The following is a 24,473-nucleotide window of genomic DNA, read 5'->3' on the forward strand; positions in this document are numbered from 1 at the left end:
CAGACAACGTGAGGTGTCCGTGCACCGGTGGAGTGTTGCCACAGCCTTCGACGGGCCACCGCAAGACGCTTTAGAGGGTTTTCAGTGCTGTCAGGGCGGCTTGGAGGCGTTGCTCTGCATCCTTGGCGACTTCGGTGACCGCCGGTGTATTGCTCAGCTGGACCATGGTCTGTGGGTCAAGGGCCTGGATGGTGGTGACCTTTGCTTCTGGTGCTCGTCTGATGACGACGTTACAGGGCAGTAATGCTCCCATGGCTGGGTCAGCAGTTAGCGCTTGCTGGGCCAGTGTGGGATTGCAGGCTCCTAAAATGATGTAGTCTCCGATGTCTGCTGCCGCTTCGGGACCAAGCTTGGTCTCAAATGTTGCGGGGATATCGATTTCGGTTAAGACACCGAATCCTTGTGCAGCCAGGGCTTTTCGAGTCCTAGCAACAGCCTCGTCATAGGATAAGTCAACGGTCATGGTGTGGGTATACGTCATGGTTGGGACTTCTTTCGGTAGGGTTTTTCAGTCTTGTGGTTCCCCGCATCGATGCTGCGGGTTGGTTTTGTCCTAGCGGACTTCGATGATGCCCATCATGCCCAGATCCTCGTGATCCAGGATGTGGCAGTGGTAGACGGTTTTGCCGACAAAGGTATCGAAGGCGATACGCATCTTGACGCTGCTGTTGGCTGGCACATTGACCACATCCTGCCATGCAGGCTCCTGCACAGCCGTACCCTGGGTTTCGATTAGTTGCATGGGCCAGACGTGGAGATGCACCGGGTGATCCATTGGGCTGGTGTTTTGCAGCGTCCATTCCTCGATGGTCCCGGCACCGGCGGTGATATCCACCCGGGCAGGGTCAAAGACCGCACCGTTGATCGTAAAGTCCATCATGCCAGAACCACCGGGCGACTGGGATGCAGCGGTGTTGTGGCGCATGCCCATACCGCCACCCATACCCATGGTCATGCCAAAGGTCAGCTCACGTTTGGCCGTGACAGTCTCGGAGCGTAAATCCCGCGGTGCAGACGGTTGGCCAACTCCATCCAGCGCCTGGACTGGGGTGCCACTGACCTCAAAGGTAGCTAACGGAACCTCAGCCTGGCCTGGCGAAGCTAAACCAAAGCCAGTGCCGCCCATCATGCCCATACCACCCCGGTCCACTGCAACAGCACGTAATATCGAGGTCCCAGCCGATGCGGTCACGATCACATCGGCCCGGTTGCCCGGGGTTAAGACAACCTCGTCCACTGTGGCAGGTTCCGGGTATCTACCAGCGTCGATGCCCAGTAACTCCAGCTGCTGGTCGTCCAGTTCAAGGTGCAGGTAGCGGGAGGTGCACGCATTAATGATCCTCCATCGTTCCCGCTGGTGCGGCCGGGCCTGCAACGTAGGATTCACCTGACCATTGACCATCACCAGGTTGCCCTCTCGGCCCATCATCGTATCCATGGGGTCAGCCCCAGCTACGGAACCATCTGCAGTCAAAGAAATGTCCGAGATCACCAGCACCCGTTCCCGTGTGACGACCACAGGATCTGGGTCTTGGACGATGATGGCTCCATAGAGTCCGGCAAAGAGCTGGTCTGCTACATTGCCATGATGATGTGGGTGATACCAATACACCCCCGGTGGGTGATCGGCTGGCAACTGGTAGTGGTAGGCAAAGGCCTCACCCGGGTCCACCGCGACGAAGACATTGTCGCTGTTGTCTTGCGGTGAGACATGCAACCCGTGGACATGAAGATTTGTTGGCGCCGCTAAGTGGTTGGTCAGGGTCAGGTTGATCTGATCACCAGGCGCCACCACCAGCGTGGGACCTGGCAACGAGCCGTTATACCCCAACACAAAAGCCTCTTGGCCTGCGATACGTGCCGTATATGGGGCTGCGGTCAGCTCCACATCCAGGGAGCCGTTGGCGCTTTCCAATACCGGTGGTTGCTCAAAATCAGCACCACCGCTGACACCTTGGCGTGTGGCTTGTGTCCACCACACCCCGGCCGCCCCGGCAGCGATGGCTGCTGTGCCCGCACCACCCAACAGCAGTACCTGACGACGAGTCATCGGCTGCATTAACGGCCCTCGTCAAGGGTGCGCAGTCGTGCTGTATATTCGTCAGTATCGATCTCGCCGCGAGCATACCGCTGGTCAAGGATCTGCCGGGCAGTCAACGATTCAGGGCTGTGGCTATACCTCTGAGGGTCACCACTTGGCCCGGAGGTGCCACCACGCACCAACCGGATAGTCAGGACCACTAAGAGCACCACACCAATCACCAGCAGCGCCCAAAACAGCCACATCCACCCCCAGCCCATCATCGAACCATAACCATCCATCATGTCCTATCTCCATTCTGTATACTGCCACCCACAACTGCCCAAAGCCACCGCAACCCAACCCAGCGATTACCTCTCATGGGCTTGACCAACAGATACTACGGGCATCGCTAACGTCACCCAGTCATGCATACCACCCCGATAGTACGCCAGCCCTGCAGCCGGATAGCCGACCTCCAGTAACGCTCGAATCGCTTGTGGGGACTGCGGACACTGCGGGCCATTACAAAACAACACGGTCAGCCGCGACGGATCAAGTCGATCTTTGGAGTCTAAGATCTGGTCGTGGGGGATATTGATCGCCCCAGGGATGGTCACCCCCGCCCGGGAATCCGGTAAGCGACTATCAACAAGGACAGCTCCATTGTTGACCGCTTCGATCAACTCCAGCTCCCCAACAGTCACCACGTTTGGGGCGCAGTGCAGTGGTTGCAGTTCACCCCACGTAGAGTCGACCACTACCAAGTCCTCGGCGTCTGCAGCATGCCACGGCACGCTGGCCGGCTCTTGAGTACGAACTCTGGACTGACGATATATAGCACGCGAAGTATGTCCCATACCCCCTACCCTATTGGAATACCAGTCAGAGACATAGAGGGGTATTCGAAGCTGCAACTTCGAATAGCGCTTGCCAACACCAAACGCCAAACGTGAAAACGTCTAACCAGGTATGCCCGATTAGATGCTGCGTACGTGTGCGCAACTATGCTGCCAAGACAGGTTGAAATGCAGTCCATAATAAAAGGACAAGGCGAGCAAGACCCCGCTCCGGACCGAAGAAGGTCACCGTGATAGACCGTGCTGAGATCACCGTTGGATATCTGCACGCCTGTGGCGATCTGGAAACCTTCCTCGCGCTGGCTGGTGACGCCGAGTTGCGTAGCCGAAGCGCCGGTACGCGCTGGACCAACGAAGAATTGTTGTTTCACATGGTGTTCGGTTACATGGTGACCCGACGCCTGCTGCCCCTCGTCAAGTGTTTCGGTCGGTTGCCACCGTCCGTGGGGAATGCCTTTGCTGGGTTGCTCGATGCCGGGACCAAGCCCTTTGATTGGGTCAATTACTGGGGGTCTTGGGCGGCATCGCGCGTGTACAATCGTCACCGGATGGCCCGGAAGTTGCGTCGGGTCACGACCACGCTGGCCGCCAACCTGGAAACCGAGTCCCACGCCTCCTTGGGGCTGCAGATGGCGTTTCCCACCCGGTGGGATCCATTTTTTCGGCCGGTGATGACCGTGGCCGACCTCTACGCCTACCCCACGAAACATTTCGCCTTCCACGCCCAGCAACTGAGTTTCCTGCCCCACACCCCCGAATAACAAAGGGTCAGGCACAACAAGACGTGGGCAGCTCGTCATGGAAGGTGCCTGCCACCAGGCGCAGTGCTTCGGAGGTGGTCAGATAGGGTGCCCAGGTGTCGGCGAGGTGGCGGGTGGTCATCCCCGCGGTGATCGCATAAGTTGCCGGGAGCAGGAGCTCTGCTGCGTGATCGCCGATAGCGCTGATGCCCAGGATTTTGTCGGTTCCTGTTTCGGCGACCATCTTCAGCGCCCCGCAAGTGTCGTGATTGACTAAGGCGCGCGGCAGGTCTTGGAAGCTCAGCACCCGGGAGTGACACCGGTACCCGGCTCTCCGGGCCGCGGCTTCGGTCAGTCCGGCCGTGGCCAGTTGGGGGCGCGAGAAGATCACGGCAGGTAGGCCGGTGTAATCGACTTTCGTGGCCGGCACTTGCGGATCGGTGCGCAGGGCATTGGCCGCGGCAGCTTTGCCGGTGGCCGCGGCGACGTAGACATATTGCGGGGCCGCCGTAACGTCACCGGCAGCAAAGACCCGCGCATTGGTGGTGCGCTGGTGGTCATCGACGAGGATGAATCCCTCCTGGTCGGTGGTGATACCTGCGGCGGGCAGGTTGAGATGCTCGGTGGACGGGCGGCGGCCGGTGGCCACCAGCAGGCGCTCAGCACACAGGCTGCGTCCCGAGGCGGTGGCCACCTGGATCTGGTCATGCTCCTGGGTCACCCCGGTGGCGTGCTCTTCGAGCACCGTAATCCCATCGAGGGTCAGGGTTTGTCGGAGGATGGCGGTCATTTCTGGCTCGGCGGTGGGGGCGATCCGGCCGATGATCGTCACCCGGGTGCCCAAGTCGGCAAAAAGCTGGGCTTGTTCGATGCCGACGTAGCCGCCGCCGATAATAATCATGGACTCGGGCAGCTCGGTCAGTGCCATGGCCGTGGTCGAGGTCAGATAGTCCACCTCGTCCAACCCGGTCACGTCCTGTGGTAAGGCTGGCACCGCGCCGGTGGCCAGCACAATCGAACCGGCTGTCACCGGGGTCCCATCCACCACCAGGGTGTCGGGATCAACAAAGGAGGCCTCCCCGGTGCGGATCTGGAACCCATGCGCGGCCGCGACCTCAGCGTATTTGGTGTCTCGCAGCCGGGTGATTAGCTGGTCTTTTTGTCCGACCAGCGACCCCAGATCCACGCCCGCGGCGGAGGTGGGGACCCCGGGGAACGGGTTGGTCAGGGCGGCTTGCCGGGTGCCGGCCGCGGCCAACAGCGTTTTGGACGGGACGCATCCGATGTTCACGCAGGTGCCACCGAGGGTGTCCCGCTCGATCACCAACACCTCTTTGCCGGCCCGCCGGGCTGTAATGGCTGCCGCCATGCCAGCGCCACCGGAGCCCACCACCACCAGATCAACGTCGAAACCTTGTACCATCTGTTTGCCTCTTTCTTTGGTCTGCACCCAGTATGAACCTTCCAGTACACTGGAAGGTCAAGTCCGACGATCATAAAGGAGCCTTGAGTTCAATGAGGATTGGCGAATTGGCAGACGCTGCCGACACCACCACCAAAACGCTGCGCTATTACGAAGCCATCGGGCTGCTGCCACCCCCGGATCGGGCCCCGAACGGCTACCGAGACTACCCCGAAGCGATGCTCTGGCGACTCGATTTCATCCGTCGAGGCCAACGCGCGGGACTGTCCCTGGCCCACATCGGTGAGATTCTGCGGATGCGCGATACCGGCCAGCCGCCTTGCGCCCACGTCGACGCGCTGCTGGCCAACCGTCTGACCGAGCTCGACCAGCAGATCGCTGACCTCATCCAATTACGCCAGACCGTCACTGCCCTGCACCACACCAGCCGCGCAGCGGACCCCGCCACGTGCCACGCCGAGGCCATCTGCACCAACCTCTGACCGCCAGAGCTGATGACTGCAAGAACTGTTCAACCGCTGTGGCTTAGAGACCGAAGGCTCCGCCGCTGATGAGGATCACAACGCCCAGCCCAATGAGGACTGCTGGAAACAGAATGTGTTCCCACCGTTCCAGGGCTTCGGCGATAGGTTTCCTGGACGTAATCCATCGAGCCACAAACACCAGGACGGCGACGAGGAGTAAGAAGACGATGCAGTAGGCCAGGATTGTGCTCCAGCTAACACTGACGAACACTGGCACATAGACCCCGATATTGTCGCCACCATTGGCGAAGGTCACCGCGGCCACGGTCCAGACCGAGACTCGCTTGCCTTCCAGCTGTGCTGCGTCGTCATCGTCGTCGTCGCGATTGCGCCACGCCTGCCATGTTGCCCATAGGCCTAGCCCCAGTGGGATCAGGCCAAAATAAGGCAGCACTTGGTCAGGTAGCAGCGCTTGGGCGCCCAGGGCCGCAAGCACGGCAGCCCCGAGAATGCCGAGGAATCCGAGATATTGTCCCAGCAGGATACGGCGGGTGGTGCCGGGTTGTCCTTGGCCTCGGCCGAAGAACAACGACAAGATAATGATGTCGTCGATATTGGTGGCGATGAACAGCCCAACTGCTTGCGCAATGGAGGACAGGATCACGCACTCACCTCCGCAACGTCACTACAGTCCCCCACAGTGCAGGCCGGGTCGATGCACGGTGCGGCCTCATCGACGGCCAGGGTCGTGTTCACCAGCGCCGTCAGTGCCCGAGTCAGGTGTGGGTCGGCGATCTCATAGCGCGTCTGGCGTCCCTGGTGGTGCGCCACCACAATCCCACAGTCCCGCAGACAGGCCAGATGGTTTGACACGTTCGACCGCGTCAGCTCAAGGTTCTGGGCGAGTACCGCCGGATACTCTGGCCCACGCAACAGGGTCAACAGGATGCGGGACCGCGTGGGGTCAGCCATGGCTCGACCCAAGCGGTTCATCACATCAATACGTGCATCATTCGTCAGCATGCGCTGAACTATACAGCAGTGACTGAATAGTTCTTCTGGGTTTTACGAGAAGTGGAGTAGATCGATGCTCACCCCTAAAGAATTTCCACCACGACAACAGTTGAGTACTGTCAAAGAGGGTATACCCTTTTACACACCTCATGGCCCGACGAGAGTATGCTGTCGAAGCAGGTTTATTTTGGTTGGTTATACATTCTTTCCACGAGGGCTTTAGACTCCAGTCGACGGTTTAATGCAGCTCGGGTACTACAGGCGTCTTGCTGAGCGAGTTAGTTGTCTTCGAGGGTGAGGTTAGTAGCTGACCAGTCCACGTGACCGGGGGTACATATCTGGCGTTGGGGTCACTTGAGGTGATCCTGGATAGCTTTGAAGTATTTGACTTCGTATGCTTGTAATCCATTGAGATCAACTAGGGACCGAGGGATCGACATATGGGCATCCTCTGTTATGGGAGGGTCTTCCCAGGCAGCTTTCATGGCTGTTCCTGCTCTGCGTCTTGCTTCTGACACTAAATCAGCATAAGCATTCCCAATCGGGTTGGATTCGACCTGCGTCCAGGCGAGAAAGAAGTTCAGCCTTTCTTGGGTTTGGCGAATTTGTTCAGAAATTCTTATGCGTTCTTCGGCTGGCTTTTCGTGGTTTCGCCGTCGAATCACATATGGGTATTCCTTATACTCGGTGTAGGTTGCAAACGCTTGTGCATAGAGTTCGCGTTTTCGTGTACGCTCTTCTTCTCGACTTCGACGAAACGCCAAGAACCAATTGAATAGGCCGGTTACGATCGCAACGACGAGGGCGCTAGTTAGAAGGATTTCTAAACCACTGGGGCTCGATTCCGAAATCGTGGAATCTGCTTCAAGAAAGAATAGCTGCCTATGCATGATGGATTTGTTCTCCTGGCCATTCACCCGTTTGCCGATACCACTGTTCTTTAATGAGGTGCGCCGCAATGTGGCCTAGGAGAGCAGCTGGTCCATCAATAGGTCGCCAGCGTGCTTCTTTGGGGTCATACGGGTACCAAATACATAGACTTGAATCACTGTAACGGTGCGGCGAATCTGTCGGGCCATCGCTAAAGATGTGTGGGACATTAGGGGTTCCCAACGAAAAATGCACCTCAATCTCTCGAGCCGGGAGGCCCGTGGGGGTCAGTGCTGTCTTGATTGCGAAGCCCCCTTTGTATTTACGGCGAGGCCGTATGACTTCGGCTTGAGGATCGTTTTGTTGGATCTCATGTAGGAAGCGAATGCGTTGCGCAGGTGGGGCGAACCAGGGTGGCTGCTGATAACCCTTCCGGAAACTCATAGCTTGTCCCCATAAGACCGCGTCGGAGGAATGACGGCCGGTGTGGTCGTGAGGCCTAATTGAGCCGTTGTGGTTGGTTTTCGCGCACTGAGCAGCGCGACGGCATCTGCTAAAGATGCCTGTTCCGGGAACGAAATGTACTTCGGGTAAAGCCTCGCCAGAGCGGCTCTGACGGTGTCCTGATCGTCGGTGCTAGAAATCGCTTCATGGAGTGTATCCGCAGCAGTACGTAATCTGGGACGGACTTGTTTGATAGGCAGCTCTGGCTTCAAATCTGGCGAGACGCCGGCTGGATCCGGGGTGGAGGTGCTGGACTCAAGGCGCGTAGCTGCTCCTTCAAATAATGCATGCAGTCCTGCTGCAACGCCCATCCCGGGTCGGATGAATTCATAGGCCCACACCGACAACAGGAACGATGACACCCCCGGGTCCGTGTATTGGTTATTCCACGCTTTAGCTAAGCGGATTACTCGTCGCCGAAGACGTTTCTGCGAATCCGTTCCAGAAGCAAGCAGCACCACATGGCGTTGAGGATCCGAGGCGTCCCAGGTACGCGTGTTGAGGTTTGGGATCCATAACCCTGGATCCTCTTTGCGGGTAAGCGCAACGACAAGATCCACCGTAGGGTTTTGGCCGTTGATTGGTTGCCCGAAATGTACCATCGGGCCACGTTTCGAGGTGGTGACCCTAGCTTTTGGATATGTCTTTCGAATAACAGGGGCCATGTAGCTGCGGAGTTCTTCAACAATCTGAAGGGGGGTCTCACCTCTACCTTCGGGTCCCAGATCCGGGTGAGAACGCCGATCCAAGATCAGCCCACCATCACCATCCGACACCGGATCTATCATCGTGTGCGCTGCTAGCGATCCACTTCTATAAGTGGCTAGCTGCCCGTCATAGGAGGCCGCAATCTCAAGTACGAGGTTGAGCCGTGTGCGTGCTTCCGCCAAAGCTAGCGGATCAGCGTCGATCTGTGCGCTAACCTCATTTAAAGTATCTGTTACCGTGCTCATCAGGATTTCCTTAATCTCGATGAGGTAGGCCAGTGACAAGTCAACACAGTGCCGACTTATCTTGGTACACTCTTACCATCCCAGTTATTTATGGTGGAGTGCACTAGCCTCCTCATTTATAAGCCCGCATCGTTGGCGCGATGCGGGCGATTTTTATGTGTTATTCTTCAGAATTCGAAACTTGGTGTGACCGGATTAGCTCTGGCCCCGAGATGAACGCCATGAATACGACCACATGATGCAAACACGTGTCGGCTCTTGCCGTGTGCCACTCTTCTTGCGAAACCAATAGCCCTCCGATCTTCAGGACCAAGAACGCCCTGGCCCCACTTAAAATACTACATCTAGGGTTTAGGAATGCAAGACACAACTAGATGTTGTGCTACCGAGTTTGGTGTCGACTTACAGGGTTCTCCACAACCTCATCGCTGAAATTCCACAAGCGCCCCTTATTGATGCTTCCGCGCTATATCAGGGTTTATCCGTGACGTTCGAAAAGTTACGCACATCTCCACAGCTACCTCATGCACCGTGATATCCACAGAAAAAGAAATTTTCAACACGGCGTGTTGCCATCCCAAATCACCAGTGAGTGTGGTCGACAGCGCTGTTGGAAGCAAGAGACTGGGGTGTCCACACCCCTAGAGTTAATTTCAAACCGAAAAGCTGTCCTAGGGCTCCCTGGTCAGATAGGCCATGTTTCAGGTGAGCTTCGTAGGTCGCTTTACTGTTGCGGCTTTATGGTGCGTTGGCGCTGGGCGGGTGTGAAGCCCGGGTCGCGTTTGAGTGCTCGATAGATCGTGGAGCGGCTGACGCCTAGGACTTCGCCGATTTGGGCGACGGTCATGTCTTGTTGGTCATAGAGTTTTTTCGCGGTGGTGACCTGGTGTGGGGTGAGTCGTGGTGGCCGGCCACCGGTTCTGCCGCGGGCCCGGGCAGCGGCCAGTCCGGCGTTGGTGCGTTCTCGGATGAGGTCGCGTTCAAATTCCGCCAGGGATGCGAAGATGTGGAACACGAGTCGGCCCCCTGGGGAGGAGGTGTCGATGTTTTCTTGCAAGGATCGGAACTCGATACCGCGGTCTTGGAGTTCGGAGAGTTGATCGATGAGGTGGCGAATCGAACGGCCGAGTCGGTCGAGTCGCCACACCACCAGGGTGTCGCCGGGGCGCAACTGATCGAGGAGTTTGTCGAGTTCCGGGCGCGACTGGAGTGCGCCGGAGGCGGTATCGGTAAAAATCCGATAACACCCCGCTGCGGTTAATGCGTCATGTTGTAATCGTGCATCTTGGTCGCCAGTCGAGACCCGGGCGTACCCCAAAGCATGTGCCATGACCTCTACTGTAGCAATACTCATCAAACACGGATAATTTCGACACATAGAAACTGACACTGAGTTTTGCGACAAAATCACCAAACCGGCACCCTGGATTTCATTGGTACTTAATTAAAAAGGCGAAGCGCCGGGATGAGTGTGTCAAAAACGACCGTATCTGACGCATGTAGATTCGGCGGGTACTTGGACGTTCCGTTTTTGTTGGTTGTATTTTTCTGCTTAGACTAGCTTTACTTCATCGGGGAGTGGATGTCTGGCCGTACTAAGGTCAGCTCCACTGGCGTCGGAACACTATCGAAGGGGTTGCTAGTGGCGGCTCACATGAACTCCAAGGATGACTACATTGGATTAGTCGATGTCAACGCCTTCTACGTCTCGGCCGAACGCGTTTTTGATCCCAGTCTGATTGACCGGCCCGTCGTCGTGTTGTCGAATAATGATGGCTGCTGTGTGTCACTGAGCAATGAAGCCAAGGAGTTAGGTATTCCGATGGGGTATCCGTGGTTCAAACTCGCAGCGAGTGCTGAACGGATGGGGCTCGTTGCGCGGTCGAGTAATTATGAGCTCTACGGTGACATGTCAGCGCGCGTGATGGGCATTTTGTCGCGGATGACGGCCTGGACAGAGGTGTATTCCATTGATGAGGCGTTCATTGGGTTGCGCGGGACGCTGGCACAGGTTCGGACAGCGGGGGAGAACATCAAGCGCGAGATCTGGCGGCTGACCGGTCTGCCCGTGTGCGTGGGCATAGCGAAGACAAAAACGTTAGCCAAGCTGGCGAATCAGGCCGCGAAGAAAGTCCCAGAGCTTGCCGGAGTCTGCGTCTGGGACCGCGTGCCCGAAGCCACCCGTGAAGGTCTGCTGGAGCAGTTGCCGGTGGGCGAGGTGTGGGGAATTGGTCGGCGCATGGTCAAACGCCTCAATGCCCGGGGCATCATGAGTATCAAGGATTTTCGGGACGCCGATGAGTTTCGGATCCGTGAGAAGTTTTCGATCGTGCAGATGCGCACGCTGCTCGAGTTGCGCGGGATCCCGTGCATTCCAATGGAACAAGAGCGCGAAATGAAAGACCAGCTGTTATTTTCGCGCAGCTTCTCGGAGCCGATCACGGACCGGGAGCGCATGGAACAGGTCATGGCGATCTATGCGCAACGCGCGGCGACACGTTTGCACAAGCAGCATGCCGAGGCGAAAGTGGTTACTGCGTGGGCGATGACCAGTTCCTTCAACGAAGAACAATCGCATCAGCCCTCGGCCACCGTGTCATTGTCGTCGTATACGTCGGATCCGGTGGTGCTCACCAAAGCCGCCAAGCACCTGCTGTCGAAAATTATCCCCGGTACCCGGTATGCCAAAGCCGGCATCACGGTCACCGAACTTCGCCCGGTGGGGAGTCAACAGATGCTGGATGACTTCGCGTCCGAGCAAGAGTCCAAGCAGCTTGGAGCACTCTTAGAACAGGTCCGAAGTGAGCACGGCAGCAGCGCGATCGGTCTGGGTCGGGGCGGTCTTCGTGAGGGCCCTGCGTGGCAAATGCGCCGCGAGATGATGTCGCCGCGCTACACGACCCACTGGGATGAACTGCTCACCGTCCACGCGAAATAACGTCTCTCGACGTCCGCATCATCAGGTCGTGCAGTATAAACAGACTATGAGAAAAGTAGCGAATGACGTCGTCGATATGCAGGGTGCCTGGAAGATCCTTTTGCCCCTAGCGGCCTGCCTGCTGTTTCTAGGCTGGTTGGCGGTGGATCTTGCGCTTGGTGCGCTCCAGGCTACCGGCTGGTCTGCGGTACAAGCTTGGCTGAGCGCCGTCGTGATTGCCGGCCTGAGCGTGTTGTTTTTGTGGTTGCTGTTCGGGTTTGGTCGCCCATGGGTCCGGTATCTCCGGCAGCGCCGTCAAGGAACGCCGCCGGATGATCGTTAACGACGTCGTCGGAGCTTACTCGGCGGCGGGGATGGCCCGAGACGAAATGTAGAGTTCCTCGGGACGATAGCGTTGTTGAATCGCGTCGCTAAATTCTTCGCCCGGGATTTCGACGATCGATACTGATACGGCTTCTTGGTCTACACCAAAGGTCTCGACGTAGAACTGCTGCATTTTTTCGGCAATCTCGCGTTTGGTCTCGTCGTCGCGGCCCGGGTACATGCTGACGGCAATATGCGGCATACCTATCCTTCAAAAGCTCAGAACCTGTGGGAACATCTTCCAGGCTACGCTGTCTGGTCAAAGAACGTGGGCACACAGCCGTTCACGTCGTGTTCCGATACGATAAAACGCGAGCCCCGAGGGGCTGTCTTGGGTATGTTGAGCAGAACGATCAGGAGAATTATGGCAAACGTTATTGTGACCGGTGCTGATGGTAGCGAAACAGCAGCATCTGCTGCGCGCACGGCTGCAGAAACCGCGCAAGCTTTTGGGGCGTCCTTGCACGTGGTCTCCGCGTACGGCCCAGGGGAGCGCCGCACCCTAGCAGATGGTGTTGAGAAAGTTATCATCAACCTCGTCGAGGATGCTGAGCGCACCGTCTCCCAAACCGCTGATGACCTGCGCAATGAGTTCCCAGATCTGACGATTACCACCACCGTCGCGCACGGCAACCCAGCCGATGTGCTGGTCGATGAGGCCGAAAAACTTGAGGCACGACTCATCGTGGTGGGCAATAAACGCGTCCAGGGCCCAGCCCGGATCCTCGGCAGCATTGCCCGCTCTGTGACAGTCAATGCCTCCTGCGATGTTTACGTGGCGAACACCCGCGTAAGCTAAAACGATTCTGGCCGGTGAGATCGCGGCACCGCAACTTTCGCAGGCTGCTAGTCGCGAGGCGGTCCCCTGTTAGGATCGTGCCACCGAACTCACCGGATGCCGTGACAGGCGACGTTTGCATCTACAGAGCATCAGCGCAGGGGGATGGAGAGCTGTCGATGCGTAATACGTTTCTTGAAAACTTTGGTGTGCTGGTCGGTCATTGGCAAATGACGCTGTCCGAGGCATGGTTTCGCCTGTATTCAACATGACATTCGACGGCTCGACGTGGAAGCTGTGGCGAGACGACCCGGACTTGCATTAACGCTTTCTCGCCGACGTGCACGATAACGAGATTGCGGGCCGCTGGGAGGCCTCGGAGGACGCCGGTCAGACCTGGCGGAAAGACTACTACCTGACTTTTCGATGCGCTGTGCATCATTGATGCGTGCTACCGAAGGGGCCGTTGAGAGCCGTGTCTGAACCGGTCTTCTGTTCTCCTGATGCCCACAGAGTTTGTAGAGTGAGGACAAGAACACGACCCAAAATCCCCGGTCAAAGGAGCCTCGAGTGGTCCAGCTGGACGACGGACACCTGCCTCAATACCTTGATGCCTTAGGTCTCGAAGGCGTCATCGACCTACACGTGCACTTCATGCCTGATCGCGTGCAACAAAAAGTCTGGGGCTTCTTCGATCGGCTCCCCGATATGGGAGAACCTGCCTGGCCCATTGCCTACCGCCACCCCGAGGCACAACGGGTGCAGATCCTGCGAGATCTGGGGGTCAAGGCGTTCAGCACCCTAAATTATGCGCACCGACCCGGGATGGCTGAGTTCCTCAATGACTACTCCAAACAGTTTGCTGGCACCTACGATGACGCGATCCACTCGGCCACCTTCTTTCCTGAGCCGGGCGTGAACGAGATGGTTGAACAAGTGCTGGACGACGGGGCACGAATTTTCAAAGTGCACGTGCAAGTCGGGGCATTCTCGGTCCTGGACCCCTTGTTAACGTCGGCGTGGGAAACGATCGCCAAAGCTCAAGCGCCCGTGGTCATCCACTGCGGTTCTGGGCCACACGGTGGTGAATTCACTGGGCCGGGACCAATCTTCGAGCTGGTCGACCGGCACCCGGAGCTGGTTCTGGTCATCGCGCACATGGGCATGCCGGAGTACGACGAGTTTGCCACCTTGGCAAAACAAGCACCGAACGTGTACCTAGATACCACGATGGTCGGCACGGACTATGCCCAACGTGTGTTCGAGCCGATCCCGGAAAACTACTGCGAGACCATGGCGGACCTGGCCGACAAGGTGGTCTTAGGTACTGACTTCCCGACCATCCCATATAGCTACAGTCACCAGATCGAAGCGCTGCACAACTGGGGGCTGGGCGATGAGTGGATGCGCAAGGTGTTGTGGCACAATCCAGCAAAACTGCTGCGGCAGACGGCGGATCTTCCCCGCTAACGAAGAAGCTGTACTTTCATCGTCCTAGAGTGCTAATATCGCTGTGTGACGATGAATCAGGGCGGTCTCGACGACGTGGCAACCGAGGCGTACGCGCATCTCTTTCAAGCGTTTGCCGAGCCCACACGATTAGCGATTCTGCAACATCTCGCTTCGGGTGAGCATCGCGTGCGCGACCTGGTCGAGCACATGGATCTTGCGCAATCCACGGTGAGTAAGCATCTCAGCTTCTTGGTTGAATGCGGCCTCATCGTCTCCCGCCCACAGGGCAGGGCCACCTGGTATGCGCTTGCCGACCCCGAATTGTTGAAACCCTTGATCACCGCCGCAGAAACCATATTGGAAGCCACCGGCAAGAGTGCTCAGCTATGCCAGCACTTGCGTGGTGGGGGAGAGACGTTGGTTTTGGAGAAGAACTAAGCATGGGTGCAGGTCATCACCATCACGGGCCATCGGTAGAGGAAACCGGACAGTCACCGGATTTCCGCAAGAAACTGTGGATCGCATTTGGTATCACAGCATTCATCGTGCTGGTCCAACTTGTGGGAACAATTGTGACCGGCAGCTTGGCGCTGCTGACCGATACTTTCCACGCGCTGACCGATGCTTCTGGCTTACTTGTAGCGCTCATTGCTGCCACCTTGATGCTCAAACCTCCGACTGCGAAACGGACCTGGGGATTTCGTCGCATTGAGGTCATTGCCGCGCTGGGACAGGCAACCCTGCTGTTGGTCATTGGGGTGTATGCCGCGATCGAAGGTATTCGACGGCTCGTCAATCCGCCAGAAGTCCCGGCCATAGAATTGCTGGTCTTCGGTGTGCTCGGCCTCGCAGCGAATGTCGTTGCGCTGGCAGTGTTAGCCTCCAGCCGCGGCGCGAACTTTAACATGCGCGCGGCGTTTCTCGAAGTGTTCAACGACGCTCTAGGCTCGCTCGGCGTCATTGTCGCAGCAATCGTCATGGCGACCACGGGCTTTCTCCAGGCGGATGCGATCGCCAGCTTATTTATCGTGGCACTGATCGTGCCGCGAGCCTATCTACTGATGCGAGAAACGCTGAGCGTGCTGATGGAGTTCACGCCAAAAGGCCTCGACCTCGCTGAGGTTCGGCGCCACATTATGGAACTAGACCATGTGCTCGATGTGCACGATCTGCATGCTTCGACCGTGGCCACTGGCTTGCCGGTGCTGACCGCGCATATTGTCGTCAAGGATAAATGCTTCACCAGCGGGCACGTTGCACAACAACTCAGAGAAGTACAGAAATGCGTCAGCGAGCACTTTGATGTGGCGATTCATCATTCAACGTTTCAGATCGAATCTGCTGATATAGCTGCGCATGAACCGTCAGTGCTCCAGCACCAATTGTAAGCTTTGAAACCCTACCGCTGCGTGCGGCTAGCCTTCGCGTTTGATGAGCGAGAGCTCAAATTCCAGCGTGATCTTCTCACTGACTAACATTCCGCCAGAGTCCAAGCGAGTATTCCATTCGACGCCCCATTCCCGCCGGTCAATGCGACGCGTCCCTTCCAAGCCCGCGCGCAGCGCACCGGTTTGGTCGCGCTCAAGCCCTACGAGTTGCAGCGGAATCGTTAATGGACGGCTGACGCCACGAATGGTGAGTTCACCAACGACGACGTAGTTGTTTTCTTCGATCTCATCGATACCTGTGGCATGGAAGATCATCTCGGGATGGTGCTCGACGTCGAAGAAGTCAGCGCTACGTAAGTGCTCATCGCGCTGTTGATTTCGGGTATCGATACTGGCCAGTTGTACCCGGACTTCAATTTCGGAAGCCGAAGGGTTCTCCGGATCGAGGATTGCATAACCGGACACCTCGTTGAAGGCTCCACGGACCTTGGTGACCATCGCGTGGCGCGCAGAAAAACCGATACGAGTATGGGCTGGGTCAATATCCCAGGTGCCGGCGAATTCGGAATTGCTAGGCATAATGAGAATCCTTTGGTGAAGGGTAGGTCGCCGTGGAGCGCGCACCCTTCCAATCTCATGGGGGCCGCTGACATGCACAACTGCCAGGTCGTTACGTTTTGTAACTCAACCTCATCTTAACGCATCAATGTCTAAACATGCCATGCCAAATTGTTGACATACAAAGTATTGCTTCGCCCGCAAACGCCACGCTATGCAGGGATTGTTTATGTCTTGAAAAAGCAGGTCGACACTGCGCCCGTGCGGTGGGAGCATAAGAGTTACCCGCTGCGTCGAGCGGTTTATCGCTCTAGGCGGGACCAGTGTGAGGAATTCAAGATGCGCTACATATTGTCATGGCACATTCGTGAGTCAGAGTTACGAGATCGTAGTCCCGCATGGCGTGAAGAGGTGGTTGCTTTTCTTGCCCGATTCGAGGACGAGCTTTTTGAACGATCCGAGCTTGACTGGGTCGAAGTGCTCGACCCGGAATCGCATGCTGTCATCGTGGGGCCAGGAGCGGAAGTTCGCCATGGTTTCTACAATGAAGGCGGCAAGCCCTCGGCCAGGGTCTGGGGGATTAGAGTCGCACACCGCGACCGGGCTCTGGAGGTCGCCGCAACCCTGGCCGGACAACTTGATACCTGGATTGAAGTCCGGGAATGCTTGCCAGGAGCGCAGCGACCGTAGGGGTAGAGTGGTTACTGAGGCCCGTCCAAGTCTTCATCCAGTTCCGCGTCGTCCACGATAAAGTGCTCTTCGTCAATGAATTCATCTTCGGTGGGCTCAGCTGCTTCGCCGATGATGGTCGATTCGTTGTCTGTTTGCACCAGGATCGGGTCGTGCTTGCGGAGTGGGTCGTGTTTCTCGAGTGTTTCGGGGTCATCCGAGGAGCCTTCTTCAGGCGGTTGGCCGTCCCGGCCGTCTAGCGGCTCTTCAAGGTCCAGCTCATCGTCATCGTGATAGTTTTCGGGATCAACTTCAGTCATCACGCAAATCCTTTCGTGTCGTAGCTGCGGTCATTGTTGATAGTTGTCACTGTACTGCGCCCATTTCTTGGAAAGAAACAGTGCGTGAGCGACAGAGATTTCTACCGCCGCAGGCCGCCGTCGCGCCGCTGTTTTGTGGTCGACAATGTGGGGTGCAGTCACACGGGCGTGTGGGTTGGCTGAAAAGATCCGTGAAAAGGGATTGCACGTACCTGGGTTAGTTAGTAGACTAATGAACCAGCGAAGTAGTGAACTCGCGAAGCTGTTTCACACACGTGGAAGGTGAGTCCCATGGATGATGGTCGTCCACTGTTCATTCAGATTGCAGAACACATCGAAGCATCGATTCTCGACGGTTCGTTGGCAGAGGATGAACAAGCCCCATCAACCAATGAACTCGCAGCATTTCACCGCGTGAATCCGGCCACCGCCGGCAAGGGCCTCAACCTCCTGGTGGATCGAGGTATCCTCACCAAACGACGCGGCCTTGGGACCTTCGTTGCCCCGGGTGCACAACAGATCGTTCGCAATGAAAGAGTCGAGCAGTTCGCGCAGCGCTACGTTGACCCCCTGCTGACCGAAGCACGGGCAATTGGACTCGAAACCGAAGCGGTTCTCGCGATGATTCGCGACCGCGATGCTTCCTAACCTAGGAGAAACCATGACAACCCCGACTACGGATACCAGTGTCAGGGCAATCGAAGCACAAGGCCTGACTCGCCGTTTCAAAGACACCATTGCCCTGGATGATGTCACCCTGAATTTTGAAAAAGACAAGATTCACGGCCTGCTCGGTCGCAATGGTGCTGGCAAAACCACACTGATGTCGGTGATGACGGCACAAGACTGGCCCACGTCTGGCTCGGTGCGAGTCTTCGGGCAAGTGCCCCACGAAAACGAACAAATCCTGCCAAATATTTGTTTCGTGCGAGAAGAACAACGCTATCCCGAAGATGCCCTAGCAAAGCACGCGTTCCGTGCCGCGCGGGAAGCCTTTGAAAACTGGGATGAAGGCTTCGCCCAACAGCTGATCGAAGAATTCCGAGTCCCGAAGAAAACCACGATCAAGAAGATGTCACGCGGACAAAAATCTGCCGTCGGAGTGATCATTGGGTTAGCCTCTCGGGCACCGCTGACGGTTTTTGATGAACCGTACATGGGTCTCGACGCGGTGGCCCGCCAGTTGTTCTACGATCGGCTGCTGCAAGACTACTCGGAGCATCCGCGAACCGTCGTCGTCTCCTCACACCTGATCGATGAGATCTCCCACCTGTTAGAACATGTCGTGGTGATTGACCAGGGCAAGATCATGGTGGATGAATCCGCAGAGGAACTCGCCGAGCGCGCAGTAACCGTGGTCGGGCGCGCCGACTCAGTTGCACAAGTGGTCGGGGCCCGCGAGGTCCTAGACCGGGAAGATCTCGGACGGATCGCTCGGGTAACCGTGCTGGGCAAACTCAATGCCACAGAACGATGCCTGGTCAATGAGCTCGATCTTGACCTCATCCCCGTCTCCCTACAACAACTCATCGTGCACCTGACCCGCAAAAACGGGCAGACCAATACCGCATCGGAGGGTTTCTGATGACTACCACAACACCACAACCAACGCTTCCACATCGGTCAAGTTTCGCCCGGGTGCCAGCGGTCTTCCGCCTGCAGTTCGCAGTTCGGTACTCGTTCATCTGGCTGCCGATGTTTATTTTCGCCCTGGCATGGGTGCTTGGAATAGGGATCGGCTTCTTCATTGATTCACAGATGCCGGACCGCATCCCCGCCGAGGACCCGATCTTCTCCACGGGTGCAGCCCAAGCGACCATCTGGTACTTAGCGTTTATGGCCGCCTATACAGCGTCGCATACCTTCCCGTTCTCGCTAGCGCTGAGCTATAGCCGCCGCGTGTATGTCATCGGCACCTACCTAGCCTTTGTGGTGGTTGCCGCCGGTTACGGTGTCGCCACCATGCTGGCCTACTACATCGAACGAGTTACGGAAGGCTTCGGACGCCACATTTACGTGTTCGGTCCGCCATCCTTCGAAAACCTCGGAGGAGGCTTCGGGATCGGCATGTTTGCCGCGGTCATCGTACTGTTTTTCATGTGCTTTGGCTTCTTCTGGGCCATCCTGTACCGCCGGGTGACCATCCCGATCCTCTGGACCGTGATCATCGGCGTCATCGTCGCGATCCTTGGCACCGTCGTGGTCATCACCCTCAACGACTGGTGGCCCAACATCGGCCAGTGGCTCACCAACCAGAACGCATTCACTCTGGCTGGTTGGGGCTTCCTCGCCGTCATCCTGTTAGGTGCAGTGAACTACCTGCTCATTCGCAAAGCCACCGCAGGCTAACGCGATCTTTCAATCACGTCGTCGGTTCCTCACCGCGAGGGACCGACGTCGTCGTGACATCACGCCGTGTTACAGGATCGAGGACAAGAAGCTTTGGGTCCGCTCCTGCTGCGGATTATCCAGTACCTGTGATGGCGGACCGGCCTCCACCACAACGCCGCCATCCATAAACGCCACCGTATCGGCAACTTCCCGGGCGAAGCCCATTTCGTGGGTCACCACCAACATGGTCATCCCGTCGTCGGCCAGCTGCTTCATGACCCGCAGAACGTCGCCGACCAGTTCGGGATCCAGCGCGGAGGTCGGTTCATCAAACAGCATGAGCTTTGGCCGCATCGCCACGGCCCGGGCAATGGCCACACGCTGTTGCTGACCACCCGACAACTGGGAAGGATAATTCTGCTCTTTGCCAGCCAGGCCCACCGAGGCGAGCAGTTCGCGGGCGCGCTGGGTCGCCGAGGCGACAGACTCGCCGTTGACCTGCACCGGAGCTTCGATAATGTTCTCTAAGGCCGTGCGGTGAGGAAATAAGTTGAACTGTTGAAACACCATGCCAATTTCGGCGCGCTGTCGGGCGGCCTCCTTGGCCGAGATCTCATACAGCTCGCCGTTCTTTTCGCGATAGCCGATGAGCTCGCCGTCGACGTAGATACGTCCCGCCGTGATTTTCTCCAGGTGGTTCACACAGCGCAGCATCGTGGACTTGCCCGAACCAGATGGCCCGATCAGACACGCCACCTCACCGGGGTGGACTGTCAGGTCGATGCCTTTGAGTACTTCGACTTGGCCGAAGGATTTATGCACCTGTTGAGCGTCAATCATCGGGACAGTAGTTGCTGGTTGGCTCATCGGTTCCCCTTCTCATCCACCACGGTCACATTGCCTCCGGCGCTTCCTTCAGCATCGGTCAACGCTGCCAACTGTTTGGGAGTCAGTTCGCGGGTGACCCCGCGATCGTAGTATTTCTCCAGGTAATGCTGCCCGACCATCAACACCGAGGTCACCGCCAGATACCAGGTGGCGGCAACCAACAACATTGGCACGGGGTCGAAGAGCGCGTTGGCAATATCCATCGACCGGCCGTAAAGTTCCAGCGAATATGGCACGGCCACAACCAACGACGTCGTCTTGAGCATCGAGATCACTTCGTTGCCGGTTGGCGGGATAATGATCTTCATCGCCTGTGGGAGTACCGTGCGGCGCATGGTCAACCACCAACTCATCCCCAACGCCTGGGAGGCCTCCAGTTGGCCAACCGGGACCGCTTGAATCCCCGTGCGCACAATCTCGGCCATATAGGCGGCCTCGTTCAACGCCAGGCCAATCACCGCCAGCAAGAACATATTGCTCAACAGCCCTTGCAAATCAACTTCGGTAAAGCCCAGGTCCAGTGTCTGGTAGAGCGACCCCATCAGCCCCCAGAACACCAATTGCACATACACCGGTGTGCCGCGGAAAATCCACAGGTAGACCCACGCCACGGCGCGCAACACCGGGTTGGGCGACATGCGCATGATCGCCAGGACGGCACCCAGGATCACACCGATCAGCATCGATAACACGGTCAACGCCAGCGTGTGTAGTGCTGCTGTGGCAATGCGAGTATCGAACAGGTACTGCCGGTAGACATCCCAGCCATAGTTTTCATTACTGACAGCACTGAGCACAAACAGCGTGGCCAGAGCGACCACCACGGCGGCGGCAATCCAGCGGCCGGGGTGGCGGACCGGATGAGCCTTGATGGGCTGACCCGGTTCGTGTACGGACGGAGGATTCTGAGACATAGCGGTTCTTTCTTAGCCCTCGACTAACGGTTGGCCATTAATTTGTGCGTGATCTAATAAGCCCTCGGTGATGTTCCACTGGGCGAGCAGTTCTTCATACGTGCCATCGGCAATGAGCTGCTCCATGGCGGCAGCCAGGGCGTCTCCCAGCTCGGAGTCTTTTGGTACCGCAAAACCATAAGGTGCGGCCTGGAACATTTCGCCGACTTCAACCATGCGGCCATCGGAGCGTTCCACCGCCCAGGACAACACCGGAGAGTCGGCCGAGAATGCATCGGCGCGACCCAGCACTAGTGCGGTGGCGGCAGTATCGGAGGTATCGTAAGACAGCACCTCGATGGCCGGTTTGCCGGCCGCAACGCACTCTTCCGATTTAGGGCGCACGTCGTCAGTTTCTGAAACCGTAGTGCGTTGCACGGCGACCGTCAGGCCGCAGGCATGATCCGGATCGATGGTATCCTCGCGGTCGGCCCGTTGGGCCCAGCGGACACCGGCGTTCAGGGTGTTGACGAAATCATAGTTTTTACGCCGCTCTTCGGTGTCTGTGAATCCCGACCCACCAAAATCCAGGGTCCCGGCGGAGACTGCGGGCAGGATCATTGCGAAATCCTGTTCTACCGTGCGCAGCTCGAGCCCCAGTACACCGGCCAATGCGCGTGCCAGATCGATTTCCAGGCCGATAATGTCGCCCTGCGAATTTTTGAACTCGAACGGCGCAAAGGGCGGGTTGGTGCCCATGCTGAGGTACCCTTTGGCCGCAATGTCTTCGGGCACCAGTGCGGCAAGCTCGGGATTCTCAGCCGGGACGATTTCCTGCCACCCTTCAGGGTTGCCTTGTTCCTCATTGGTCACACAACCGGCTAACAGCACGATGGCCAGCACTGCACCGACGATACCTTTGAACAGTATTCGAAGCGATGAAGAAGCAGTGCGAGCAGAGATGGGCATGCGGAAAGTATAGTCGCCACAGGCCTTCCGCGGTGGCATTATTGAGCGGATCTCAAGAGATAAGCGCGAACTGAGATTAGCGGGGTCTTTAAGAATATGAGTTGGATTTGAAAGTTGGGGAGTGTGAGGAAACCCTTATGGACCAAGTATGAGTGTTCCAAAGAAGATGATCGCAGGAAACACCAACGGTGGTAGAGCGTTGAGCACAATGGGATACCAGCGTTGGACGATGATGCCGAAGATGATGCCCGAGACGCTGAGCAGTAACGGGCCATAGATCAGAAGGATCGACGGCCCCCACCCTTGCGTGGGTGACGTTACAAAATACACCAGGATGCATAGCGCGCTGACCGCGAAGCATATACTTGCACCGATTTGGGCCCATCGCTTGTTTTCGAGTGGTGGCCATGGTTTCTGAGGTGTTTGAAGATCCATACGCGACTAGTTCACGCAAGGTGAGACCGAGTGGTCGCCGTCTAAAATTGCCTGGCTTTGACTGACGGTTGATTGCGAACAGGCCGTGAGCAGGAGCCCTGCTCCCATGACGAGGGCGAAGCGTCTACGAATCAAGCAATGTGCCATCACCGGCCCCTTTCACCGTTGTTCTGGCTGCTGACTCAGGGTCGGTTGGGATTGCTGGAGGTATCGGATCACAACTGAGGCCCCGATGAACGCAGCTCCTAAGGGAAACGCTGCGTTCTGAATAATTATTAACACTGGAGAGAACACCCAGTAGTAAAAAGGATTCCCTATCGGGTCAGACACCATTGACGCTTGGATACTCAAACTGGTGGAGAGCACCTGTGAGAGCACGCCTAAGATGAGGAGTCCAATGCCCCACCACAGGATGTGCTTGGGAGATGTCCGAGGAGTCGTGTTCATGGGTCGTGGCCGTTCCTTCCTCGAGGTGTGCGAGTCGAGACGTAGAGTCTGTCCACCGTGACATGGATCGTGGCAACCTTCAAGACCATCTCGTGTGGTCCTTGGTGATTCTGCAAGCGGGTCGATTGTCAGTTGTGACTTGCAGATTCGTTTTGCGGTTTCAGGACCCAAGCCTCGATGGTGCCTTGTTTCCTCGCGAGACACAACTCAGACTTGGGCACATGAAGAAACAACGGTTCTTATCGACTATGGCTTTTATCGGGCTGTTTCTGGTCGGGTGTTCGGGCGGTGAAGAGCCAAAATTATCGATCATGAATGATGAACAGGTCCAGAAGGACGTCCAGGTTCACGTGGCAGAATCTGATCATATCGAGCTGGAAAACATGACCTATGTGGGCGAGGGCGAAGGTTTCAGTGTGTTCGCAGCTCGTGATCGCGACGACAATTGGTGTGTGCTGCTCGATGTCGAACCACCAGCAAATTCCCCGAATGACTGGGCCGTAACATCAAGCTGCGCATCCTCAGAGGACTTCGCTGTACGCGGGGTCTGGGTTCAATCAGAATCAGTCGCGGGCACGTATACCGCACAATTACTGCCTGATAATTTCACCGGCGAGATCGATCCGGACTTAGAACGCATTAACGACAACCTCGCCGCCAAGTAGCACCCGACTTCAGCAGATGCTGACCTGCGACGAAAATAGCGTGGGTTTCTCAACGGTTCCGAGACGGATCGGGTAATTCCAATTTTCTACTTGAGGTGTTTAAGGGTTCGCAAGTGAATCCTTGCGGCGTCTGGAGGTATCAGCAAGAGTGTGCTGCACCGACGTGATGTTTCGTAGACTCTGGACGCACTTGACCAACGTCAAGGCAGGATGCGGTGTACATCGGTACGGTGAAAACTGAACCTGAAAAGATCAGGGATTTATCTCGACCGTTTTCAACGTGAGGAGCACACCATGACTGACAAGACTATGACCCACACAATCTTACGCGCCGAAGGCTTTTCGTGCCCATCCTGTGTCAAAAAGATTGAAAAGCGCGTGGGCCGTCTCGATGGCGTCGATGCGGTGAAGGTGCACTTCGCCACGGCACGAATCGAAGTTGACCACGACGAGTCCAAAGCTTCGGTTGACGATCTTGTGGACGCTGTGGCCAAGGCCGGCTACACAGCCAGCCCCTCCGCATTTTAGAAC

At 57.1% G+C, this 24,473-nt stretch carries 33 protein-coding genes; 14 read left to right on the forward strand and 19 right to left on the reverse strand.

Annotation, left to right across the window (positions count from 1 at the left end):
• Nucleotides 1–70: 70 nt before the first annotated feature.
• The 4 genes from FB556_RS04035 to FB556_RS04050 all read right to left on the reverse strand — a co-directional run bounded on the left by FB556_RS04035 (nucleotide 71) and on the right by FB556_RS04050 (nucleotide 2,880).
• Complete coding sequence (locus FB556_RS04035) at nucleotides 71–481, reverse strand: DUF302 domain-containing protein (RefSeq protein WP_141864948.1); 411 nt, start codon at nucleotides 479–481, stop codon at nucleotides 71–73.
• Nucleotides 482–553: 72 nt separating this feature from the next.
• Nucleotides 554–2,059 (reverse strand): multicopper oxidase family protein, encoded by a 1,506-nt coding sequence (locus FB556_RS04040; RefSeq protein ID WP_141864949.1) that lies wholly within the window; start codon nucleotides 2,057–2,059, stop codon nucleotides 554–556.
• Nucleotides 2,059–2,325 (reverse strand): SHOCT domain-containing protein, encoded by a 267-nt coding sequence (locus tag FB556_RS04045; protein WP_043057149.1) that lies wholly within the window; start codon nucleotides 2,323–2,325, stop codon nucleotides 2,059–2,061. Before FB556_RS04045 ends, FB556_RS04040 begins: the two co-directional genes overlap by 1 nt.
• 66 nt (nucleotides 2,326–2,391) lie before the next feature.
• The gene (locus tag FB556_RS04050; RefSeq protein ID WP_052504728.1) at nucleotides 2,392–2,880 is read right to left on the reverse strand and encodes a rhodanese-like domain-containing protein; all 489 of its coding nucleotides are present in this window, start codon (nucleotides 2,878–2,880) and stop codon (nucleotides 2,392–2,394) included.
• Nucleotides 2,881–3,110: 230 nt separating this feature from the next.
• On the opposite strand from FB556_RS04050, the gene FB556_RS04055 reads away from it, so the two are divergent.
• On the forward strand, nucleotides 3,111–3,641 hold the full coding sequence (locus FB556_RS04055) for a DinB family protein (RefSeq protein ID WP_043057151.1): 531 nt from the start codon (nucleotides 3,111–3,113) through the stop codon (nucleotides 3,639–3,641).
• A gap of 7 nt (nucleotides 3,642–3,648) precedes the next feature.
• Here the strand turns inward: FB556_RS04055 and merA are convergent, their stop codons facing one another.
• Nucleotides 3,649–5,043, reverse strand: a complete 1,395-nt coding sequence (gene merA / locus FB556_RS04060; protein WP_110098748.1) for a mercury(II) reductase — start codon at nucleotides 5,041–5,043, stop codon at nucleotides 3,649–3,651.
• Nucleotides 5,044–5,135: 92 nt separating this feature from the next.
• Between merA and FB556_RS04065 the strand changes: the two genes are divergently transcribed.
• Complete coding sequence (locus tag FB556_RS04065; protein ID WP_043057152.1) at nucleotides 5,136–5,525, forward strand: heavy metal-responsive transcriptional regulator; 390 nt, start codon at nucleotides 5,136–5,138, stop codon at nucleotides 5,523–5,525.
• A 43-nt stretch (nucleotides 5,526–5,568) separates the two neighbouring features.
• Here FB556_RS04065 and FB556_RS04070 read toward each other — a convergent pair whose 3' ends face one another.
• The 6 genes from FB556_RS04070 to FB556_RS04090 form a co-directional block, all read right to left on the reverse strand.
• The gene (locus FB556_RS04070) at nucleotides 5,569–6,171 is read right to left on the reverse strand and encodes a cadmium resistance transporter (protein WP_141864951.1); all 603 of its coding nucleotides are present in this window, start codon (nucleotides 6,169–6,171) and stop codon (nucleotides 5,569–5,571) included.
• Complete coding sequence (cmtR, locus tag FB556_RS04075; RefSeq protein WP_141864953.1) at nucleotides 6,168–6,530, reverse strand: Cd(II)/Pb(II)-sensing metalloregulatory transcriptional regulator CmtR; 363 nt, start codon at nucleotides 6,528–6,530, stop codon at nucleotides 6,168–6,170. The genes FB556_RS04070 and cmtR overlap by 4 nt, the downstream gene beginning before the upstream one ends.
• A gap of 341 nt (nucleotides 6,531–6,871) precedes the next feature.
• A complete protein-coding gene (locus FB556_RS04080) occupies nucleotides 6,872–7,411 on the reverse strand; it encodes a hypothetical protein (RefSeq protein ID WP_141864955.1) in 540 nt (179 codons plus the stop codon).
• On the reverse strand, nucleotides 7,404–7,835 hold the full coding sequence (locus FB556_RS13915; protein WP_484068180.1) for a type II CBASS E2 protein: 432 nt from the start codon (nucleotides 7,833–7,835) through the stop codon (nucleotides 7,404–7,406). The genes FB556_RS04080 and FB556_RS13915 overlap by 8 nt, the downstream gene beginning before the upstream one ends.
• Nucleotides 7,832–8,848 (reverse strand): hypothetical protein, encoded by a 1,017-nt coding sequence (locus FB556_RS04085; protein WP_141864956.1) that lies wholly within the window; start codon nucleotides 8,846–8,848, stop codon nucleotides 7,832–7,834. The genes FB556_RS13915 and FB556_RS04085 overlap by 4 nt, the downstream gene beginning before the upstream one ends.
• A 724-nt stretch (nucleotides 8,849–9,572) precedes the next feature.
• Complete coding sequence (locus FB556_RS04090; protein ID WP_141864958.1) at nucleotides 9,573–10,178, reverse strand: recombinase family protein; 606 nt, start codon at nucleotides 10,176–10,178, stop codon at nucleotides 9,573–9,575.
• A 324-nt stretch (nucleotides 10,179–10,502) separates the two neighbouring features.
• Here FB556_RS04090 and FB556_RS04095 point away from each other — a divergent pair, with 324 nt between their 5' ends.
• Entirely contained in the window at nucleotides 10,503–11,786 is a 1,284-nt protein-coding gene (locus FB556_RS04095) for a Y-family DNA polymerase (protein WP_141865351.1), read from the forward strand.
• 46 nt (nucleotides 11,787–11,832) lie between these two features.
• Nucleotides 11,833–12,108, forward strand: coding sequence for a hypothetical protein (locus FB556_RS04100; protein WP_141864960.1), 276 nt, complete (start codon nucleotides 11,833–11,835; stop codon nucleotides 12,106–12,108).
• Nucleotides 12,109–12,123: 15 nt separating this feature from the next.
• On the opposite strand, the gene FB556_RS04105 is transcribed toward FB556_RS04100, so the two are convergent.
• A complete protein-coding gene (locus tag FB556_RS04105) occupies nucleotides 12,124–12,351 on the reverse strand; it encodes a tautomerase family protein (RefSeq protein ID WP_141864962.1) in 228 nt (75 codons plus the stop codon).
• A 162-nt stretch (nucleotides 12,352–12,513) separates the two neighbouring features.
• Between FB556_RS04105 and FB556_RS04110 the strand changes: the two genes are divergently transcribed.
• From FB556_RS04110 to FB556_RS04125, 4 genes are all read left to right on the forward strand, one after another.
• Nucleotides 12,514–12,948, forward strand: a complete 435-nt coding sequence (locus tag FB556_RS04110; protein WP_170200354.1) for a universal stress protein — start codon at nucleotides 12,514–12,516, stop codon at nucleotides 12,946–12,948.
• Nucleotides 12,949–13,497: 549 nt separating this feature from the next.
• A complete protein-coding gene (locus tag FB556_RS04115) occupies nucleotides 13,498–14,397 on the forward strand; it encodes an amidohydrolase family protein (RefSeq protein WP_246057188.1) in 900 nt (299 codons plus the stop codon).
• Nucleotides 14,398–14,448: 51 nt separating this feature from the next.
• Nucleotides 14,449–14,817, forward strand: a complete 369-nt coding sequence (locus FB556_RS04120) for an ArsR/SmtB family transcription factor (protein ID WP_141865356.1) — start codon at nucleotides 14,449–14,451, stop codon at nucleotides 14,815–14,817.
• Nucleotides 14,818–14,819: 2 nt separating this feature from the next.
• A complete protein-coding gene (locus FB556_RS04125; RefSeq protein ID WP_141864965.1) occupies nucleotides 14,820–15,767 on the forward strand; it encodes a cation diffusion facilitator family transporter in 948 nt (315 codons plus the stop codon).
• A gap of 27 nt (nucleotides 15,768–15,794) precedes the next feature.
• Here FB556_RS04125 and FB556_RS04130 read toward each other — a convergent pair whose 3' ends face one another.
• Nucleotides 15,795–16,346, reverse strand: coding sequence for a YceI family protein (locus FB556_RS04130; protein ID WP_141864967.1), 552 nt, complete (start codon nucleotides 16,344–16,346; stop codon nucleotides 15,795–15,797).
• 318 nt (nucleotides 16,347–16,664) lie between these two features.
• Here FB556_RS04130 and FB556_RS04135 point away from each other — a divergent pair, with 318 nt between their 5' ends.
• Nucleotides 16,665–17,015: a hypothetical protein gene (locus tag FB556_RS04135; RefSeq protein WP_141864969.1), complete on the forward strand. Its 351-nt coding sequence runs from the start codon at nucleotides 16,665–16,667 to the stop codon at nucleotides 17,013–17,015.
• A gap of 11 nt (nucleotides 17,016–17,026) precedes the next feature.
• Here FB556_RS04135 and FB556_RS04140 read toward each other — a convergent pair whose 3' ends face one another.
• Nucleotides 17,027–17,314, reverse strand: a complete 288-nt coding sequence (locus tag FB556_RS04140) for a hypothetical protein (protein ID WP_141864971.1) — start codon at nucleotides 17,312–17,314, stop codon at nucleotides 17,027–17,029.
• Between the two features lie 291 nt (nucleotides 17,315–17,605).
• Between FB556_RS04140 and FB556_RS04145 the strand changes: the two genes are divergently transcribed.
• The 3 genes from FB556_RS04145 to FB556_RS04155 are packed head-to-tail and all read left to right on the forward strand — an operon-like array spanning nucleotide 17,606 to nucleotide 19,663.
• On the forward strand, nucleotides 17,606–17,962 hold the full coding sequence (locus tag FB556_RS04145; RefSeq protein WP_141864973.1) for a GntR family transcriptional regulator: 357 nt from the start codon (nucleotides 17,606–17,608) through the stop codon (nucleotides 17,960–17,962).
• Between the two features lie 13 nt (nucleotides 17,963–17,975).
• Nucleotides 17,976–18,899 (forward strand): ABC transporter ATP-binding protein, encoded by a 924-nt coding sequence (locus tag FB556_RS04150; protein ID WP_141864975.1) that lies wholly within the window; start codon nucleotides 17,976–17,978, stop codon nucleotides 18,897–18,899.
• The gene (locus FB556_RS04155) at nucleotides 18,899–19,663 is read left to right on the forward strand and encodes a hypothetical protein (protein WP_141864976.1); all 765 of its coding nucleotides are present in this window, start codon (nucleotides 18,899–18,901) and stop codon (nucleotides 19,661–19,663) included. Before FB556_RS04150 ends, FB556_RS04155 begins: the two co-directional genes overlap by 1 nt.
• A gap of 69 nt (nucleotides 19,664–19,732) precedes the next feature.
• Here the strand turns inward: FB556_RS04155 and FB556_RS04160 are convergent, their stop codons facing one another.
• From FB556_RS04160 to FB556_RS04180, 5 genes are all read right to left on the reverse strand, one after another.
• Nucleotides 19,733–20,512 (reverse strand): amino acid ABC transporter ATP-binding protein, encoded by a 780-nt coding sequence (locus tag FB556_RS04160; protein WP_141864978.1) that lies wholly within the window; start codon nucleotides 20,510–20,512, stop codon nucleotides 19,733–19,735.
• Nucleotides 20,509–21,447 (reverse strand): amino acid ABC transporter permease, encoded by a 939-nt coding sequence (locus FB556_RS04165; protein ID WP_141864980.1) that lies wholly within the window; start codon nucleotides 21,445–21,447, stop codon nucleotides 20,509–20,511. The genes FB556_RS04160 and FB556_RS04165 overlap by 4 nt, the downstream gene beginning before the upstream one ends.
• 12 nt (nucleotides 21,448–21,459) lie before the next feature.
• Complete coding sequence (locus FB556_RS04170; RefSeq protein WP_141864982.1) at nucleotides 21,460–22,395, reverse strand: ABC transporter substrate-binding protein; 936 nt, start codon at nucleotides 22,393–22,395, stop codon at nucleotides 21,460–21,462.
• Between the two features lie 135 nt (nucleotides 22,396–22,530).
• On the reverse strand, nucleotides 22,531–22,725 hold the full coding sequence (locus FB556_RS04175; protein ID WP_141864984.1) for a hypothetical protein: 195 nt from the start codon (nucleotides 22,723–22,725) through the stop codon (nucleotides 22,531–22,533).
• Nucleotides 22,726–22,989: 264 nt separating this feature from the next.
• Complete coding sequence (locus tag FB556_RS04180) at nucleotides 22,990–23,277, reverse strand: hypothetical protein (protein WP_141864986.1); 288 nt, start codon at nucleotides 23,275–23,277, stop codon at nucleotides 22,990–22,992.
• A 221-nt stretch (nucleotides 23,278–23,498) separates the two neighbouring features.
• On the opposite strand from FB556_RS04180, the gene FB556_RS04185 reads away from it, so the two are divergent.
• Both FB556_RS04185 and FB556_RS04190 read left to right on the forward strand, forming a co-directional pair.
• A complete protein-coding gene (locus FB556_RS04185; RefSeq protein WP_141864988.1) occupies nucleotides 23,499–23,942 on the forward strand; it encodes a hypothetical protein in 444 nt (147 codons plus the stop codon).
• A gap of 294 nt (nucleotides 23,943–24,236) precedes the next feature.
• Complete coding sequence (locus tag FB556_RS04190; protein WP_141864990.1) at nucleotides 24,237–24,470, forward strand: heavy-metal-associated domain-containing protein; 234 nt, start codon at nucleotides 24,237–24,239, stop codon at nucleotides 24,468–24,470.
• The last annotated feature ends 3 nt before the right edge of the window (nucleotides 24,471–24,473 follow it).

Source organism: Enteractinococcus coprophilus (assembly GCF_006716305.1).
GTDB lineage: Bacteria > Actinomycetota > Actinomycetes > Actinomycetales > Micrococcaceae > Yaniella > Yaniella coprophila.